Annotated in this window: 15 protein-coding genes; 10 read left to right on the forward strand and 5 right to left on the reverse strand. The window is 50.6% G+C overall.

What is annotated here, in order from left to right:
* Positions 1–3: 3 nt before the first annotated feature.
* Positions 4–342 (reverse strand): P-II family nitrogen regulator, encoded by a 339-nt coding sequence (gene glnK / locus EZV72_RS16860; RefSeq protein WP_137168328.1) that lies wholly within the window; start codon positions 340–342, stop codon positions 4–6.
* A 242-nt stretch (positions 343–584) separates the two neighbouring features.
* Here glnK and EZV72_RS16865 point away from each other — a divergent pair, with 242 nt between their 5' ends.
* Positions 585–1,343 carry a hypothetical protein gene (locus tag EZV72_RS16865; protein WP_137168329.1) on the forward strand — a complete coding sequence of 253 codons (759 nt, stop codon included), beginning with the start codon at positions 585–587 and terminating at the stop codon, positions 1,341–1,343.
* 68 nt (positions 1,344–1,411) lie between these two features.
* On the forward strand, positions 1,412–2,335 hold the full coding sequence (locus tag EZV72_RS16870) for a DUF808 domain-containing protein (RefSeq protein ID WP_137168330.1): 924 nt from the start codon (positions 1,412–1,414) through the stop codon (positions 2,333–2,335).
* Between the two features lie 494 nt (positions 2,336–2,829).
* Here the strand turns inward: EZV72_RS16870 and mrcB are convergent, their stop codons facing one another.
* The gene (mrcB, locus tag EZV72_RS16875) at positions 2,830–5,151 is read right to left on the reverse strand and encodes a penicillin-binding protein 1B (RefSeq protein WP_137168331.1); all 2,322 of its coding nucleotides are present in this window, start codon (positions 5,149–5,151) and stop codon (positions 2,830–2,832) included.
* A gap of 160 nt (positions 5,152–5,311) precedes the next feature.
* On the opposite strand from mrcB, the gene EZV72_RS16880 reads away from it, so the two are divergent.
* Together EZV72_RS16880 and EZV72_RS16885 are read left to right on the forward strand one after the other, a co-directional pair.
* On the forward strand, positions 5,312–5,554 hold the full coding sequence (locus tag EZV72_RS16880; RefSeq protein WP_137168332.1) for a hypothetical protein: 243 nt from the start codon (positions 5,312–5,314) through the stop codon (positions 5,552–5,554).
* 10 nt (positions 5,555–5,564) lie between these two features.
* Positions 5,565–7,334, forward strand: coding sequence for a PHA/PHB synthase family protein (locus EZV72_RS16885; RefSeq protein WP_137168333.1), 1,770 nt, complete (start codon positions 5,565–5,567; stop codon positions 7,332–7,334).
* A 94-nt stretch (positions 7,335–7,428) separates the two neighbouring features.
* Here the strand turns inward: EZV72_RS16885 and EZV72_RS16890 are convergent, their stop codons facing one another.
* On the reverse strand, positions 7,429–7,830 hold the full coding sequence (locus EZV72_RS16890) for a DUF4168 domain-containing protein (protein WP_175405154.1): 402 nt from the start codon (positions 7,828–7,830) through the stop codon (positions 7,429–7,431).
* A 286-nt stretch (positions 7,831–8,116) separates the two neighbouring features.
* Between EZV72_RS16890 and phaR the strand changes: the two genes are divergently transcribed.
* From phaR to EZV72_RS16915, 5 genes are all read left to right on the forward strand, one after another.
* Positions 8,117–8,551 carry a polyhydroxyalkanoate synthesis repressor PhaR gene (gene phaR / locus EZV72_RS16895; RefSeq protein ID WP_137168335.1) on the forward strand — a complete coding sequence of 145 codons (435 nt, stop codon included), beginning with the start codon at positions 8,117–8,119 and terminating at the stop codon, positions 8,549–8,551.
* A gap of 194 nt (positions 8,552–8,745) precedes the next feature.
* Positions 8,746–9,432: a TIGR01841 family phasin gene (gene phaP / locus EZV72_RS16900; RefSeq protein ID WP_137168336.1), complete on the forward strand. Its 687-nt coding sequence runs from the start codon at positions 8,746–8,748 to the stop codon at positions 9,430–9,432.
* A 27-nt stretch (positions 9,433–9,459) separates the two neighbouring features.
* Complete coding sequence (locus tag EZV72_RS16905; protein ID WP_137168337.1) at positions 9,460–9,807, forward strand: phasin family protein; 348 nt, start codon at positions 9,460–9,462, stop codon at positions 9,805–9,807.
* 110 nt (positions 9,808–9,917) lie between these two features.
* Entirely contained in the window at positions 9,918–11,135 is a 1,218-nt protein-coding gene (locus tag EZV72_RS16910; protein ID WP_137168803.1) for a polyhydroxyalkanoate depolymerase, read from the forward strand.
* 115 nt (positions 11,136–11,250) lie between these two features.
* Complete coding sequence (locus tag EZV72_RS16915; RefSeq protein ID WP_137168338.1) at positions 11,251–12,465, forward strand: lytic murein transglycosylase; 1,215 nt, start codon at positions 11,251–11,253, stop codon at positions 12,463–12,465.
* A gap of 27 nt (positions 12,466–12,492) precedes the next feature.
* On the opposite strand, the gene phbB is transcribed toward EZV72_RS16915, so the two are convergent.
* Together phbB and hrpB are read right to left on the reverse strand one after the other, a co-directional pair.
* Positions 12,493–13,215 carry an acetoacetyl-CoA reductase gene (phbB, locus tag EZV72_RS16920; RefSeq protein WP_137168339.1) on the reverse strand — a complete coding sequence of 241 codons (723 nt, stop codon included), beginning with the start codon at positions 13,213–13,215 and terminating at the stop codon, positions 12,493–12,495.
* 158 nt (positions 13,216–13,373) lie between these two features.
* A complete protein-coding gene (gene hrpB / locus EZV72_RS16925) occupies positions 13,374–15,863 on the reverse strand; it encodes an ATP-dependent helicase HrpB (protein WP_137168340.1) in 2,490 nt (829 codons plus the stop codon).
* Positions 15,864–15,979: 116 nt separating this feature from the next.
* Between hrpB and thpR the strand changes: the two genes are divergently transcribed.
* Positions 15,980–16,612: an RNA 2',3'-cyclic phosphodiesterase gene (gene thpR, locus EZV72_RS16930; protein WP_232364454.1), complete on the forward strand. Its 633-nt coding sequence runs from the start codon at positions 15,980–15,982 to the stop codon at positions 16,610–16,612.
* Positions 16,613–16,661 lie beyond the last annotated feature (49 nt).

The raw sequence follows: 16,661 nt of genomic DNA on the forward strand, positions 1-16,661 counted from the left end.
TGGCTACAACGCATCGGCATCAGATTCGCCGGTACGAATCCGGACAGCTTGTTCCAGATCGTAGACGAATACTTTTCCGTCACCGATTTTGCCGGTTTTCGCGGCATTGACGATTGCTTCTACCAGGCGCTCCACCTGATCATCCATAACAGCAATTTCCAGTTTTACCTTGGGCAGAAAATCGACCTGATATTCTGCACCACGATAAAGTTCAGTATGTCCTTTCTGACGTCCGAAACCTTTCACTTCGGTGACGGTCAAACCATCAATACCGATCTCTGAAATGGCTTCACGAACATCATCCAGCTTAAATGGCTTGATGATAGCTGTGACTAGTTTCATGTGTTGCTCCAAATGGTAGTTGGTTATGTTTTGATGACCCGTTGCGAGCCTTTGATTGGCTAATTCAAAACATGAGCCACAAATGAATAGTCTTAAAAAACAAAAAGTTAACTTTTGGGCTGACTGTTTAATTAAAAAACAAAGCACCATTATGGTGCATTAAATAGTTTTTGCCTTTTTTTTGTGCGCCAGTACCAATAATGTGTTTGAACTGGTTCAGGTCACTGAGCAGGAAGCCCGAGATGACAATGTGGATGATTGATATCAGCACAGATATACGCCCTTCTGATGTCGGCGGTAAGCCGGTCGGCAATGCGCCTAAACACTTTTTGCGCCAGCATGCTATCTGGCTGTTTTCTTTATTGATTCACACTATCATTTTGATGCTTGTCAGCCTCAACCGGCCACCATCTGCCTCGATGGTAGCCCCCATAGTGCCGACACTGGCGGCGCATCTGTATCAGCCCCGCCTTGTCAGGCCGAAAGCAACACCACCAGCAAGCTCAATTGCACCGGATTTACCCACCCATGCACCAAGTGCGGCAAAATCAACAAAGGATACGACCAGTGTCACCAAGACTGCGTCGACAATATCGGCTCCGGTGACGACACCCGCCGAATCGCCGGACACTCCACCCACAACATCCTTAGCTGTACCGACTCACCCAGTCCCCCCTAAACCGGCAGACACCACGGGAAAACAGGCCTTGCGCCGGTTCATGGCACAGCATAATGCCACCGCGCTACAGGACTTAGCCGGACAGCAGGCAGGTGATTATCAACACAACAAAACATCACCTCGACTAATTGAAACCCGCACACTGAATGAGATACAGGCGCCCGCCACACCGCGTACTACCAAAGTGCGCTGTGATAATACCCTTAGCACGGCACTGGCAACGCTCAGTGGCATTGCAGGCGGTACGCTGGTCTGTTCGCAAAGAAAAACCAATCATGATGAATTTATCCAGCGCCAGCGCAATCCTGAACTCAGAGATTAATTTTTTGTTCCCTTTGCTGCCGGTTTCGTAGCAAACTGCATATAGATTACTGAACCAAAGGAAAGACTGTGGCCGCGGCCAATTTACTTGCTTTACTCGATGATATTGCCACCATGCTGGACGACATCTCCGTGATGTCCAAGGTAGCAGCCAAGAAAACAGCTGGGGTACTGGGTGACGACCTGGCGCTTAATGCCGATCAGGTGCAGGGCGTGCGCGCCGAACGGGAGTTGCCGGTTGTCTGGGCGGTGGCTAAAGGCTCACTGCTTAATAAGGTCATCCTGGTGCCGGCAGCACTGATTATCAGTGCATTGTTACCGGTACTTATTACCATTTTTCTGGTTATTGGCGGGCTTTATTTGTGTTATGAGGGCGCCGAAAAAGTGTTGCACCGTTTTCTTCCCCACGAAGAAACTCCTGACCGGGAAGAGCGGCTGGAAAAACTGAGTCAGCCGGATGTGGATTTAGTTGCGCTGGAAAAGGAAAAAATTAAAGGCGCCATTCGCACAGATTTTATTTTGTCCGCTGAAATTGTGGTTATCGCTCTGGGTACGGTGATTGAGTCAGATCTTTCCACTCAGATTGGGGTTCTGGTTGCGCTAAGCCTGGCAATCACTGTGGGCGTGTATGGTCTGGTAGCGGGCATCGTGAAGATGGATGATGTCGGACTGTATCTGCTGCGTAAATCATTAACCGGCCACTACAATGCTTTTCAGCGTTATACCGGACGGGCTTTGTTAATTGCCGCACCGGCACTGATGAAAGTGCTGGCTCTGGTCGGCACCATAGCCATGTTCCTGGTGGGCGGAGGCATACTGACTCACAATATTGACATGGTTCACCATCTGGTCGTTCCGGCCATTGAACTTGTAGCCAGTCCTGATACCACTTTATACGCGGTGGTGGCGATGCTCGCGGACGGCGTTGTAGGACTGATTGCCGGCAGTATAGTCGTACTGTGTGTCACGCTTATCAGCAAACTACGGGGTTGAATAACCAGATAGAGCGGCCCGGTAGCAGCCGCTTCAGGTTATCTGACATAAAGGTGGTCACATTGACCACCTTTTTTATTTTCTCACCAGATCTTAGTTTGTTTTTAATAAGCTGAATTTCACACATCGCATGATTTTAAAAAATAAACTTTAATTTCAGTATGTTATAAGTTTCACACCAGCTGGCACATCCCTCGCTTACAACCTTTGTATAACCACAAGCGACCAATGCTTTAATCACTATCAGCGATACGTTCATGCCGTACAGACGTTGCCGGTAAATATAAAGTCACACAAAGGGGTACACCATGATAAGTCACACTGCTGTATTTTTTGCTGCGATGGCACCGTTACTGGCCTTTACCGCCAGTGCACTGATACTGAGCAGTCTGCGCAAAGTGTTAAGCCGCGTCTGACCATATTCCATCCCTGTCTGGGCCTTTCTTTGTCACTCTGGCCTGCCCGGTCAGCGCTGTGCGCTGACCGGGATTTTTTTAGCCAAACCAGCGATCCCACCAGCTTTTTTCTTTTTTACCGTCCTGCTGCTTCACCGGTTCTCCCCGGCAATCTTTACGTGGTGGCGGCAACACATCCAGAATGGCCGGCACACTGAGCGAGTCCGGACACCCTGCCACCGTCACTTCACCGGTCTGGCGGTTAAAGTGGGCTATCCCCAGTCCGTTTGGAAAACGGCGCGATAACGATTTGGGACTTTGCTGCTTCTGATAATTGATAAATACCGGCAGTGCGCCGCTTGCGCCGGTCAGATTAGTATTGGCATTGTCATCATTGCCTACCCATACAGTCGACACATTATTGCGGTCAAAACCACTGAACCAGCTGTCGCGGTAATCATCGGTGGTACCGGTTTTGCCTGCCATATTAATATTGGGGAAATGACGAGACAGCCGTTGTGCCGTGCCTTCGCGGGTAACTTTATACAACCCATAGTTCAGCAGGTAAGTGGCAGCTTCATCTGCTCGCTGTGAATAGTACTCTGCATGTTTCCACAGCAGGTTATCCCGCGCTGATACCACCGCATCCACCGTGTGCAGCGGCACATACCGGCCATTATTGGAAATGGTCTGGTACATCTGGTTCATTTGCAGCGGGGTCATCGACATAGCGCCCAGGGTGAGTGCCGGTACCTTACGCACCGGAACATCACCGGCCAGACGATGAATGGTCTCAATCACCGACTCCAGTCCCACTTCCATGCCCAGATTCACCGTCGGCACATTTAACGACTCAACCAGACCATTGATCAGTGGCACCTGATCCTGAAACTGCTTGTCATAGTTTTTTGGCGACCACAGCTTGCCATCCTGACTTTTCAACGTGATGGGCTTGTCTTCTATCGGCGTGGCCAGATTGTACTGCGTCGGATCTTCAAGGGCGGTTAAGTACACCGCCGGCTTAATCAGTGACCCCACCTGACGGCGCGCATCCAGTGCCCGGTTAAATCCGTTGTAGCCCGACTCTCTGGCCCCCACAATGGCGCGGATTCCGCCACTGCTGATATCTGTCACAACCATCGCCCCTTCCAGTTTGGCGTCACGGTTTTTCTGTAACCCGTCCAGTGTCTGAGTCAGGGCGTCCTCGGCCCGTCGCTGAGCATAGATATCCAGGGTGGTGAACACCTTAACACCAGAGTCCCGCAAACTGGGATCGGCCAGAATCTCCTTGAGTTCCTGCCGGACCTTCTGCATATACGCCGGGTGCTTGCCGCTGGCCAGGCTGGCACCGCTGGCCAGTCCCAGTGGCATGTGCACATACTTTTCATACTGGGTACGGTTAATTTCATTGGCATCAAATAACAACCGCAGGATCAGGTTACGACGCTCCAGCACCCGCTCCGGATGGCGACGGGGATTATAGTAGGAAGGCCCTTTTATCATCGCCACCAGGGTGGCTATTTCCGGTACATTAAGTTCGTTGGCCGGCCGGTCAAAAAAGAAATAGCTGGCCAGTCCAAACCCGTGCACGGCCATATCGCCATCCTGGGCCAGAAAAACTTCATTCAGATAAGCCTGCAGAATTTCGGTTTTGCTATATCGGGCATCAATAATGATGGCCATCAGTGCTTCTTTGGCTTTGCGCACAATGGACTTTTCTCGTGACAGATACAGGTTTTTCACCAGCTGCTGGGTGAGTGTGCTGCCCCCCTGTACCGTCCGCCCGGCACGCAGGTTGGCAATCAGTGCCCGCACAATCGACAGCGGAGCAACGCCGTGGTGATCGTAAAAATCACGGTCTTCAACCAGGGTCAGGGTTTTAGGCAGCATGTCAGGAACATTGTCCAGCTGCACCAGCATGCGATCTTCGCGGGTGCTGCTAACCAGCCGGGTCACCAGCCAGGGCTCCAGCCGCACCGCGCCCACTTCCTGACCTGACGAACGGTCACTAATTTTGCTGATTCTCTCTCCCTGCCAGCGAATATCCAGGGTACGCTGGGGTTCGGCACCATCGGCAAACTGAAAAGCCCGGCGCACCACCGTCAGCTGGTTGCCGGTATAGGCATATTCACCACTACTTTTAGGGGCACTGACCTTGCGATAACCCAGCAGCCTAAGCTCTTCAAGCACCTCTTTGGGCGTAATTTCCAGCGTCCGTTCCAGCGTCAGCGGGCGGGCAAAAATTTGCGCAGGCACCTCCCATTTATTGCCACTGAAGGTGTGCTTGATTTGCGCATCCAGGTAAATCATATACCCGGCCAGTGCAATAACACCGACCAGCGCAAACTTAAGGAAAAAACGAATTACACCGCGCCGGTTTTTTTTTGCTTTTGGTTTCGCTTTGGTTTGTTTTTGAGCCACTTATCATGCCATGATGGAGGAACACTAGGGGGATTTTGCTGGTTTACACGCACAATTTCCAGTGTCGCAATCATCAGTCAGGTTCGGAGTGTCAGGCAGTCTCTCCAGGGGTGTAGTTAACCAACTGATCCAAGTGAATTTTATTCGTGAAGGATGCATCATGAAACTGTCTATCGACATTGACCTTACGCCTGCTGAAGCGCGGGAATTGTTTGGCTGGCCAGATTTAAGTGAGCTTCATCAGAAAACGCTGGCGACCTTCGCAGAACAGCTCAACGATGGTAATCAGGACGCCGCCATGGCGCTTCTTAAGCCCTATCTCCAGGGCAGTCAGCAGGCTTTCAGTCTGTATCAGAAAATGTTTGAAAATATGGCTGGCAAACAGGCCACCACCAAGGATTAAGGAGAAGCAGGTGCAAGAGCAGGATTATACTGAAGTTATGGGTATGCTTAATCAGTATGCCAACCAGTTTAATACCATGGTCCACGATATTTTACGTAAGCGTCGTACCAGTGATGATGTATCGGGGGCTTTTGACCCGCAAAAACTGTTTAGCCTGTTAAATGAAAATGTGGAAGTGGATAGCGCGCAGCTCATGCAGCATCACATGGCGTTTATGCAACAACAAACCACGTTATGGCAAAACGCCAGTAAAGCCATGCTGGGTGAAAAAGTCGAGCCGGTGATCCATGAAGATGCCGGTGATAAACGGTTTACCCATTCAGACTGGCAAGACAACCCGGTATTCAGTTATCTCAAACAGGCTTATCTCATCAACGCACAGATGATGCAGGGTATGATTGAGTCGATGCGTTTTAAAGACCCCAAAGCCGCTGAGCAGGTCAGGTTTTATACCCGACAGTATATTAATTCTGTCTCACCTACCAATTATTTGCTGTCTAACCCCGAAGTATGCGAGGAGCTCCTCAAAAGTAAAGGACAGAGCCTGGTTCAGGGTATCAAAAATTTTCTTGAAGACCTGGAACACAGTCCGCTTGAAGCATTTAAAATTACCCAGACCCAGCGCGACGCCTTTAAAGTGGGGGAGAATCTGGCCGTCACGCCAGGCAAGGTGGTGTTTCAGAACGAACTGATTCAGCTGATTCACTATACGCCCACCACCCCAAAACAATACGCGCGCCCTGTTCTGTTTGTACCGCCGTTTATCAATAAGTATTACATTCTTGATCTGAATGAGCGTAAATCCATGGTGAAAGGGTTACTGGATCAGGGCTTCAATGTATTTATGATTTCCTGGGTCAACCCGGATGCCAGTCTGGCCGAGCATGACTTTGTCAGTTATATGTTCAACGGGCCAATCGCTGCGCTTGATGTGGTTGAGCAGATCACCGGGCAGGACAAAATCAACATGACCGGTTTTTGTGTAGGCGGGACCCTGCTGGCCATGACAGCAGCCTACCTGCGCGCCAAGGGAGATGAACGAATCGGCTCGCTTACCTTACTGACCACCCTGCTGGATTTTACTGACCAGGGCGAGATCGGCAATTACCTGAGCGATGACAGCCTGCCTATTATGGAGCAACATGCTGATATCAAGGGAATTTACGACGGGCGTATTCTGGGACTGAGTTTTTCATTATTGCGGGAAAATAACCTTTTCTGGTCGTATTTCATCAACAATTATCTGAAAGGCAAAGATCCGGCGCCATTTGATATTCTGCACTGGAACAGCGACGCCACCAATATTACCGCAGCGTGTTTTAAACAGTATGTACGCAACACCTACTGGAAAAATAAACTGAAAGTACCCGGCGGCATGCGGATTGATGGGGTAGATATTGACCTGCGCAAGCTGGACATGCCGGTCTATTTTTTATCAACCATGGCCGACCACATTGTTCTGTGGCAGGGCGCGTATCGCGGGACTCAGATCCCTACAGGCGATGTACGCTTTATTCTGGCCGGTTCCGGGCACCTGGCCGGTGTTATCAATCCGCCTGATAAAGGCAAGTATCCCCACTGGCGCAATGATGCACTACCAGAAACCGCCGCCCAGTGGTTTGAGCAGGCCGAGCAGGTGGAAGGTTCGTGGTGGCCCGACTGGTACAAATGGATGACTGATCAGGACGCCACCCAGATCAAGTCTGTTACGCCCGGTGAACACAAGACGTATCCGGCACTTGAGGCCGCGCCAGGTAGCTATGTGCTGAAAACACTGTAACCCTGAAGAAAAACGGCGCGCTACCGTCAGGTAACACGCCGTTTTCAGACTTCTATAAAGCGCAGAGAACCGTCTCTGCCAGATCTAGCGTTAACTAGCTGTTTTCTTTTTGATTATCACGCGCAATATTCAGTACACGCTCACGCAGAGTTTCGTCTGTTTGCACCTGCTGTGCAATCGTCGTGTATTTTTCCACAGTCAGACCGGTTTTCTTAATCTGGTCAACCATTTCTGTCTGCGCTTGCTTTTGAATTTCCTGTGCTTCCTCAGGATCTTCTACTTTCTTGAACTGTGGATCGTATTTGGTCGCAACGTCGCTGACCGCTTCCATTGCCATGGTAAACTTCAGCAGGGTTGCATCATCATAGTTTGCGGCTTGCTGCACCTGAGCGTTGTCCTGTGCAGGCTGTGAAGACGCTTCCTGTGCGTTTGCAGTGAATGTTGCAAAACCAGCGATAACAGCACTTGCGGCAATTGTCTTAACAAATTTGTTCATACATTGACTCCAGGTCAGTTTTAAGTTGCCCATCGAAGGGCGCGCTCTGAGATCAAAGCTAATTCCGTACCAGAACATTATTGCCTTTGTAAATCATAAGCTTGCGTACACCGCTACACTAACATACCTGACAATGTACAAAAAAGTGTCTGTTTCTCTCACACCCCCCTGTATACATCAGGGCGTAAATAGCGTGCGTCGGGTAGCCTAATGTCGCTGCGCGCCTTGCTCTGCCGGTCATAACTGGGCTACTCTGGCAATACCGATGCTTCACACTGGCTAAATCATGATTACTATAAAAAAATATCCCAACCGCCGTTTGTACGACACCGCCCAAAGCCAATATGTGAACCTGGACTACATCAAGCAGCTTATCGAGCAGCGCGAGGAATTTACGGTAATAGATTCAAAGACTAAAGATGATATTACCAAAACTATTCTGTTGCAGATTATCAGCGAGTCCGAAACCAGTGACGGACAGTCTCTGCTCACTAATTCCCTGCTTAAACAGCTCATACGTTTTTATGACACCGATATGCAACTGTATGTCAGACAATACCTTGAGCAAAGCCTTCTGCAGTTTATTGAGCAACAGGACAAAATGCAGGGCGTGATGCAGAACATGATGGATAGCAATCCGTTTTCTATGTTCAGTAAAATGATGGAAAAGAATATGGATATGTGGAAGTCTTCCGGCGATCCGAAAAAGCCCAAAGAATAACCTCCCCCTCATTATGTTGCAGCGCAGCATTAAACGTGATTTGTTTAGACTTTAATGTTCTAAAAAGCCATGCTGCTTTGCAGCAAAACCCATTGACAATCGCCTTCGCCCTGTCTAGTATTTAATCAAATCTTGCTGCATCGCAGCATAATTAGTGTAAATGTAATTTGGTTAACAGGACTCGGGAGATTCGTATGTTCGGCACCTTTTCAGAGCAACTGAAAAACTCTACCAAACCGGTTCATACCCTGCTGGAACTGAACGCGAAAGCATTGGAAAGTTTGGCACAACAACAAACAGAGCTGTTCACTGGCCTATTGTCAGATGGCGTAAAATACATGGAAACCGTATCCGTTCAACCTGAACTGAAGACGATTCTGGCCGCCAACAGTGATTATGCGGCCTCTATGCGGGAGCGGCTGTCCAGCGCTTCAAAAGAAACCTACTCCACACTTAATGATGTGCGGGAGCAGGTGACTGAGGTGATGACCAGTAGTCTGGCTCATACAACCGAAGAAGTGCAGAAGCAGACGCAGGCTACTGCTGAAACAGTGCAAAAAGCAGCACAAACCACGCAGGAAAAAGCTCAGAGCACAGCCAAAGCCACGGCAAAAAACACTGAGCAAACTGCCCAAAAAGCTGCCGACACTGCAGTAGCAACAACGCAGAAAGCCACTGAAAAGGCTGCCGAGGCGACCCAAAAAACAGCGGATACAGCCAAAGACACGATTGAAAAAACGGCCGAGGCCAGCCAGAAAAACGCGGCTTCAGCCACCCCATCAGCCAGCTCTGGCTCGGCTGACAAGAAAACAGCATCAGGACGGTCTCGTCGCACCAGCAGTTCTGCGAAATCGACCGCATCGACGAAATCGTCCAGTTAACGTTCGCCACTAAACGGAGATACCACTATGTTTGAACAAATGAATGAACAACTACAATCTGCTATGAAACCAATGACTGACCTGGCTACACTGAACATGTCTACCATGCAAAGCCTGGCTGAAAAACAAAACGAACTGTATTCGTCTTTGTTGTCTGAAGGTATGTCTTATGTTGAGAAAGTATCACAGCAAAAAGACATGATGGCCATTGCCGAGACACAAAAGGCATATATGGAAACCGTTCAGGAAAAAATGACCGAAACGGCGAAAAGCTCGTATTCTATAATGAGTGAAGCGCAGCAGAAAGCGGGTGAGATGGTTAAAGGTATGAGTGAGGAAGCTACCTCTAAATTCCAGGCTGCTACTAAGAAGTAGTCCCCCATTTGCCGGAGCCAGTCTACGTGCTCCGGCTACCTCCAGGCCTCCCGCCTTCCAAGCGTACAACACGATATCGAACCCCCAGTCAGTAATTGTGGAGAAACGTGATGAATTATCAGGCTTATGATTTTTTAACCCGCAGTGCTCATGTTATGCATGAAGGATTTAGTTTGCTTAATTCCGTTGCGAGTAATCCATACAATCCTTATTCCCATACCTTGCCCGGTCGTATTACCCGCGCCTCGCTGGAAACTGCCATGCGACTGACCCAACGCTACGAAAAGCTGGGGTTCAACATTGATGAGATTAATATCGAAGGCAAGCATCATCGCGTTCGAGAAGAAGTGGCATTAAGTAAACCGTTTTGTGATTTGATTCACTTCAACCGGTTGGGCGTAAAAGACAACTACAAAGTGTTATTGGTTGCCCCGCTTTCCGGCCACTTTGCCACTCTGCTTAAAGGCACGGTTGAAGCCTTATTGCCGGATCATGAAATTTATGTGACTGACTGGGCCGACGCCAAGGAAGTCCCGCTCGAAGAAGGCCCATTTACCTTCGACTGTTATGTTGAATACCTGATGGAGTTTTTAGAGTATCTGGGCCCTAATACCCACATGATTGCGATTTGCCAGCCCACCGTACAGGCGCTGATCGCCACCGCGGTCCTGGCTGAGAAAAACAGCGATTGTGTGCCTGAGACCCTGACCCTGATGGCCGGCCCGCTGGATACCAGCAAAAATTCGACCCGGGTGAATGAGTTTGCTCAGCAGCATTCCATGGCTTGGTTTCGTAATGTTGCTATCATGAAAGTGCCCCATGGCTACCCGGGCGAAGGTCGTCAGGTTTATCCTGGCTTTATGCAACTGGGTGGGTTTATCAGTATGAACCAGCAGTCGCATATGAAGAAGTATGCTAATTTCTTTCAAAACCTGGTGTATGGCGAAGAAGAAGATGCAGATCGGTTCCGCGCTTTTTATGATGAATATATGGCGGTGCTGGATATTCCCGGCGAATTCTATCTGGAAACGATTGAGCGGGTATTTAAAAATAATGAACTGGCCAAAGGCGCCATTACCTTTAAGGGTAAGCCAGTTAATTTTGAAGCCATTAATAAGACACCACTGCTCACGGTAGAGGGTGCAGATGATGATATTTGCGGCCTGGGTCAAACCGAAGCGGCGCAGACTATCTGCAAAAGCATTCCTAAAAATAAACGTATGCATCACATTCAGCAGGGTGCTGGCCATTATGGCATTTTCAGCGGCTCTAAATTCCGCAAACACATCCGCCCTCTGATCACCGAATTTATTCACAAGTACGTGTAATATGACGTTGGCGCTGCTCTGCCACCAGGGAGTAGCGCTGATTGATGCGAAAAACAATTCGCCTAGGGAAGTCGCTTTGCGATAGCATGGAGACATCCCGTGTTGAGGTGAACTTATGAAGCGTTTCTTTTCTCTTTTTTCAGGCCTGACAGTGGCCTGCGCAACACTTGCGGCCCCTGCCGTATCCGCCACTGACGATTTTGCACAATGTAAAACCCGCCTTGCTGCCAAAGCCGTTTCTCAGGGCGTGGCAAAAGAGGTGGTCGACAATGCCTTTTCCACTATTACCTATGTCAACAGAGTCATTGAGCTGGATCGCAGTCAGCCGGAATTTGTCACCACGTTTCCGTCTTATTATAGTAAACGTGTGACCAACTGGCGGGTCAGCAAAGGCCGTCAGTTAATGCAGAAGCACTGGCCAATGCTAACCAGACTGCAACAGAAATACGGTATTCCACCGCATTATCTGGTGGCTTTCTGGGGACTTGAAACCAACTTTGGTGGCTACAAAGGTACTATGCCGGTACTCAGCTCGTTGGCGACCCTGGCCTGTGATGAGCGTCGCAGCACCTATTTCACCGGTGAACTGATGACAGCGCTGAAACTGGCAGAGCGGGAATATCTGAATCCTGCCAATATGGTCGGCTCGTGGGCCGGCGCCATGGGTCACACCCAGTTTATGCCCAGCGCCTATTACAAATACGCAGTCGATGGCGATGGCGATGGTCAGGCAAATCTGTGGGACAGCGAAGCCGACGCGCTCACCTCAGCGGCGAATTTTTTAAACAATCTGGGCTGGAATCAGGGCACCCGCTGGGGCCGTGAAGTGGTGTTGCCAGAAGGCTTTGATTATCGTGAGTCAGGCTACGGCAATCGTCGTTCAGTCATTGACTGGAAAGCCCTTGGCATTACTCAGGCCGATGGTAGCGCCCTGCCCGACAGCACATTGTCGGCGTATGTGGTAGTGCCGGCCGGCCATGAAGGTCCTGCTTTTCTGGCGTATCAGAATTTTCGCGTAATTATGCGCTGGAACAATTCAGAGTTTTACGCCATTGCGGTGGGTGAACTGGCGAATCAGATTGCCGGTAGCGACGGTTTGGTTGCCTCATTGCCAGATTTGCCGGCGTATACCCGAAACGACATTATGGCCTTACAGCAAAAGCTGAATGATGAAGGATATGATGTGGGTAAACCCGATGGCATTATGGGCCCTGCCACGCGCAGTGGAATTCGGGAATTTCAGCTGAAACACAATATGATTGCCGATGGCTTTCCGGCAATGGATGTGATGAAAAAAGCGGGTGTTAAACTAGCAGCAGGTAACAACTAATACACCTGCTACAGACATTAACGGTGGTTAGTACATGTGCTGACCGCCGTTCACCGAGATAGTCGAGCCGGTGATAAACTCTGCAGTGTCGTCGACTAAAAACAGTACCGTACGCGCAATATCATTGGTATTACCCAGGCGCCCAACCGGAATTTTAGCGACAATTTTTTCCAGTACTTCAGGTGGAACAGCGCGAACCATTTCTGTATCCACATAGCCCGGTGCAATAGCATTAACCGTGACACCTTTGGCTGCACCTTCCTGTGCCAGTGCTTTGGTAAATCCGTGAATACCGGATTTAGCCGCCGCATAGTTAACCTGACCATACTGACCTGCCTGGCCATTGATAGAGCCAACATTCACAATACGACCAAACTTACGCTCGCGCATCCCGTCAATAACCGCACGACAGGTGTTAAAACAAGAGCTCAGGTTAGTCTGAATAACCGCGTTCCACTGCTCAAAACTCATTCTGTGCATGGTGCCATCACGGGTGATACCGGCATTATTGACCAGCACATCAATGGGACCATAGTCCGCTTCAATATGCTCGATCGCATCCTTTGTTTTCTCAAAATCAGACACATCAAATTTCAGTGATGTAATGCCTGTTTTTTCGGTAAACGCTTTGGCGGCTTCATCATTACCGCCATAGTTCGCTATGACCTTATAGCCAGCATCGTTTAATGCTGTACAAATAGCTTCACCAATACCTCGGGTTCCACCAGTTACTAAAGCTACTCTACTCATTGAGCTACCCTCCATGTTTCTGATTGTGGTTTTTGTACAACAAAGCCAGTATAGACATGGATTGATCCATTTTAATAGACTAAAGTATTAAAAATTTGTCCTTTAATATTAGGTAGTTAGCATAGCTCTCGTAAATATAATGTTAATTACCAATGAAATCAGTCCATTGCCTTTTTGGTCTTAGTGGTTGGCATGGCAGTGGTCGGATCTTCCGGCCAATAGTGTTTTGGGTAACGTCCTTTCATCTCTTTTTTCACCTCGTGATAACTGCCCTGCCAGAACGCCGGAATATCGCGGGTCATCTGAACCGGACGCCCGGCCGGTGACAATAACGAAAAAACCACGGTAACCTGGTCTTCCGCCACGGTCAGTATGGTATTTTCGCCATACATCTCCTGCATTCTTACCGGCAGCACAACCTGCCCGTCGTTTTGATAATCCAGTTTATGCGACAGCCCGGAGGGTACCTTGATGCGTGGCGGCAAATATAAGTCCAGCGCATGTTGCTGTGACCAGGGCAATGAAGGATGTAACACTTTGGCCCAACGTATGGTCTGTACTTCCTCTAATGTTTTTAGCCCGGCCAGTAGCGGTATCAGCAGGTTGTCGTCAAAATGATTAAACAGATGCACCACATCCGGCCATGCCGGGGCTTCATCAAATGCCTGAGGCTGCGATAGATTGAGCAGGGCCGCCAGCGCCAGCCGGTTCAGCCACTGCCGGGTATCCGGTTCCAGTTTCAGTGAGCCAGCATCCTGCTGTCGCAGATAGGTCAGCCAGGCCCGGCCTATTTCCTTGCGGCTCATGCCACTGACCGGCTCTGAGCTGATGATGATATTGCCAAATCCGGAAACCTGGCGGGCCCGCATTTGTTTTTCTGTGGCCGAATAGTCCACCTGCTGTTGCTGATAAAATTTATCACCAAACCAGTGCTGCAACAGGCCCAGGCTCAGCGGCTGTGCTAGTCGGATTTTTATCTGTGAGCCGAGTTGCTGCGCCTGTAACACCGCAATCCATTCGTGCCGGGCCGCTCCACCGTTAAGCTCAGCACGTTTCCCGTTCACCATTTTCCACTGAGCGCCGTCCCGGGCAAAGGCAATATGGTCGGTATAGGCCTGTGCAATGGCCAGCCCCAGTCCCTCTTCCTGTAATGTTGCGGCCTGCGGTACATCGCTACCGGCCCCCAGCAGCGACAGATAACGCCGGGCCTGCCGGGTGATGCGCTGCCACTGAGCTCCGCCCATGGACGTGAGCGCCTCTTTTACCCAGGTCTGCTGCACAGTACCGGATTCTTCGGCCAGTGCTGCAATCACTGCCGCCTCACCAACAAACTGCGGCGCATTATCATGGATATGCATCAGCATATGAGCCAGCCGTGGATGGCAGGGAAATCCGCTCAGGCGCCGCCCGTATGGCGTCACAGACACCTTACCGTCATCCACCGACAATGCACCAATACGCTGTAGCAACTGTCGGGCAGACTGCTGCTGCGCCGGGCCCGGTACATCCAGCAGGGCCAGCTGATCCAGCCCGCTGCCCCAGCTCAGTGCTTCGAGCATCAGCCCGCTGATATCTTCACGCAAGATTTGCGGTGTACTGTGCCGGGCCAGTCGCTCATGCTGTTCTTTTGCCCATAACCGGATACAAATTCCCGGTCCCAGACGGCCGGCACGCCCCAAACGCTGGGTGGCAGATGCCTGCGAAATCATCTGGGTCGTCAGCTGGCTCAGGCCACTGCCGGGATGAAACTCCGCCTGATTTTCCTGACCACTGTCCACCACCGCTTCAATATTTTCAATGGTCAGTGAGGTCTCAGCGATGTTGGTCGCCAGAATCACTTTTTGCCGGCCCTGATCATCCGGCTGCAGCGCCTGCTGCTGGGCGGCTTTATCCACGGCCCCGAACAACTGATGCACAATCACCGGCTGACCCGATAAACGCGGCTCAAGCAGTTGGCCCACCTTGCGAATGGCACCAGCACCGGGCAAAAATACCAACACATCGCCGTCGACCTGCTGCAATACATCAAATGTGGCGTTTGCCACCACCTCGTGAAGCTTTTCGGCCTGTATCTGGCCGGTGTAACGGGTCTGTACATCAAACATCCGGCCGCTGGTCTGCAAGACTTCGGCCTCGGGTAGTAGCGTTCTCAGAGCGTCGGTATCCAGCGTGGCTGACATCACAATCAGGCGCAGATCCTCGCGTAGCCCCTGTTGCACCTCCAGCGCCAGAGCCAGGCCAAAATCACTGTGAATGCTGCGCTCATGAAATTCATCAAAGATAATGATGGCAGTGTCTGCCAGCTCCGGGTCCTGCTGAATACGCCGGGCCAGAATCCCTTCTGTGATCACCTCCAGCCGGGTATGCTGGCTGACTTTACTTTCTCCGCGAATCCGGTAGCCAACGGTCTGGCCGACAGACTCTTTGAGCTGACTGGCCAGAAATCCGGCCAGATTACGCACCACCACCCGGCGCGGCTGCATCAGCAGAATCTTTTTATCCGGAAATGCCTGTAACAACGCCAGTGGAAGCACCGTAGATTTACCGGCACCTGGCGGCGCACCAACGATCACATTGTGTTGGGTCAGGGCCTCACATAACGGAGAGATAATAGCCTGAGCCGGAAAATCCGCTGGTCTTTTTGACATAACTGCACCACTGTTTGTTGTAGATGGGAAATCGCAAGTTGCGCTATTTTACGTACCCGCAGTATAAATGCATAGTGAACCGGGTATTGCCACCCCATAAAACAGGAGCCTTAATCATGAATATGCGATGCTTTGTCGGGCTCGATTTACCCGTACAGACCAAACTGGCACTGGAAGACTGGCGACAACGGGCGCTGCCAGAGGTGATCACCCGTGATGCGCTGCCGATGCCAGCGGCTAAGATAAAGACCAAAGCCAGGGCAAATCAGCCGGCCAGACCGGTCGCGGTCCCCACCGCAAACCTGCACATCACTCTGGGCTTTTTAGGTCAGATTAATCATCGTCAGCATGAGGCCGTGATGACCACGCTCAGCAATGTACAGCAAGAACCCTTTGCACTGACGCTGGATTCCACCGGATTGTGGAACGGGCCCAAAATCTTGTTCTGCGCCCCTGAGACCCCACCCGCGCCGCTGATGGACCTGGCCAGGCAGGTCAGAAAAGCAGCCCGTTTGGCTGGCATTGAAATGGAAAGCCGTGAGTACCGCCCGCATGTCACGATGGTGAGAAAAGCCCCGGTCACATTGCCGCCACCGCTGTTTACTCCACAGATAGAGGCAACCTTCAATCAGTTTCACCTGTTTGAGTCAGTCTCCTCCCCTCAGGGAGTCAGCTACCCGATTCGGCACAGCTGGCCACTGATTCCTCATTTGAGTGTTCGCGAACGCCTAAAGCGTGGTTTGGCCTGATTTATCGCTCTTCGCCCTTTACTTACGGGCGTTGCACCGGTAAAAAGAG

Source organism: Salinimonas lutimaris, assembly GCF_005222225.1.
GTDB lineage: Bacteria > Pseudomonadota > Gammaproteobacteria > Enterobacterales > Alteromonadaceae > Alteromonas > Alteromonas lutimaris.

Bases quoted from the DNA above. Each gene is read 5' to 3' on its own strand.
- glnK (WP_137168328.1), bottom strand. From the start codon at position 342: ATGAAACTAGTCACAGCTATCATCAAGCCATTTAAGCTGGATGATGTT.
- EZV72_RS16865 (WP_137168329.1), top strand. From the start codon at position 585: ATGACAATGTGGATGATTGATATCAGCACAGATATACGCCCTTCTGAT.
- EZV72_RS16880 (WP_137168332.1), top strand. From the start codon at position 5,312: ATGAAACTGTCTATCGACATTGACCTTACGCCTGCTGAAGCGCGGGAA.
- EZV72_RS16890 (WP_175405154.1), bottom strand. From the start codon at position 7,830: ATGAACAAATTTGTTAAGACAATTGCCGCAAGTGCTGTTATCGCTGGT.
- phaR (WP_137168335.1), top strand. From the start codon at position 8,117: ATGATTACTATAAAAAAATATCCCAACCGCCGTTTGTACGACACCGCC.
- phaP (WP_137168336.1), top strand. From the start codon at position 8,746: ATGTTCGGCACCTTTTCAGAGCAACTGAAAAACTCTACCAAACCGGTT.
- EZV72_RS16905 (WP_137168337.1), top strand. From the start codon at position 9,460: ATGTTTGAACAAATGAATGAACAACTACAATCTGCTATGAAACCAATG.
- EZV72_RS16910 (WP_137168803.1), top strand. From the start codon at position 9,918: ATGAATTATCAGGCTTATGATTTTTTAACCCGCAGTGCTCATGTTATG.
- EZV72_RS16915 (WP_137168338.1), top strand. From the start codon at position 11,251: ATGAAGCGTTTCTTTTCTCTTTTTTCAGGCCTGACAGTGGCCTGCGCA.
- phbB (WP_137168339.1), bottom strand. From the start codon at position 13,215: ATGAGTAGAGTAGCTTTAGTAACTGGTGGAACCCGAGGTATTGGTGAA.
- hrpB (WP_137168340.1), bottom strand. From the start codon at position 15,863: ATGTCAAAAAGACCAGCGGATTTTCCGGCTCAGGCTATTATCTCTCCG.
- thpR (WP_232364454.1), top strand. From the start codon at position 15,980: ATGAATATGCGATGCTTTGTCGGGCTCGATTTACCCGTACAGACCAAA.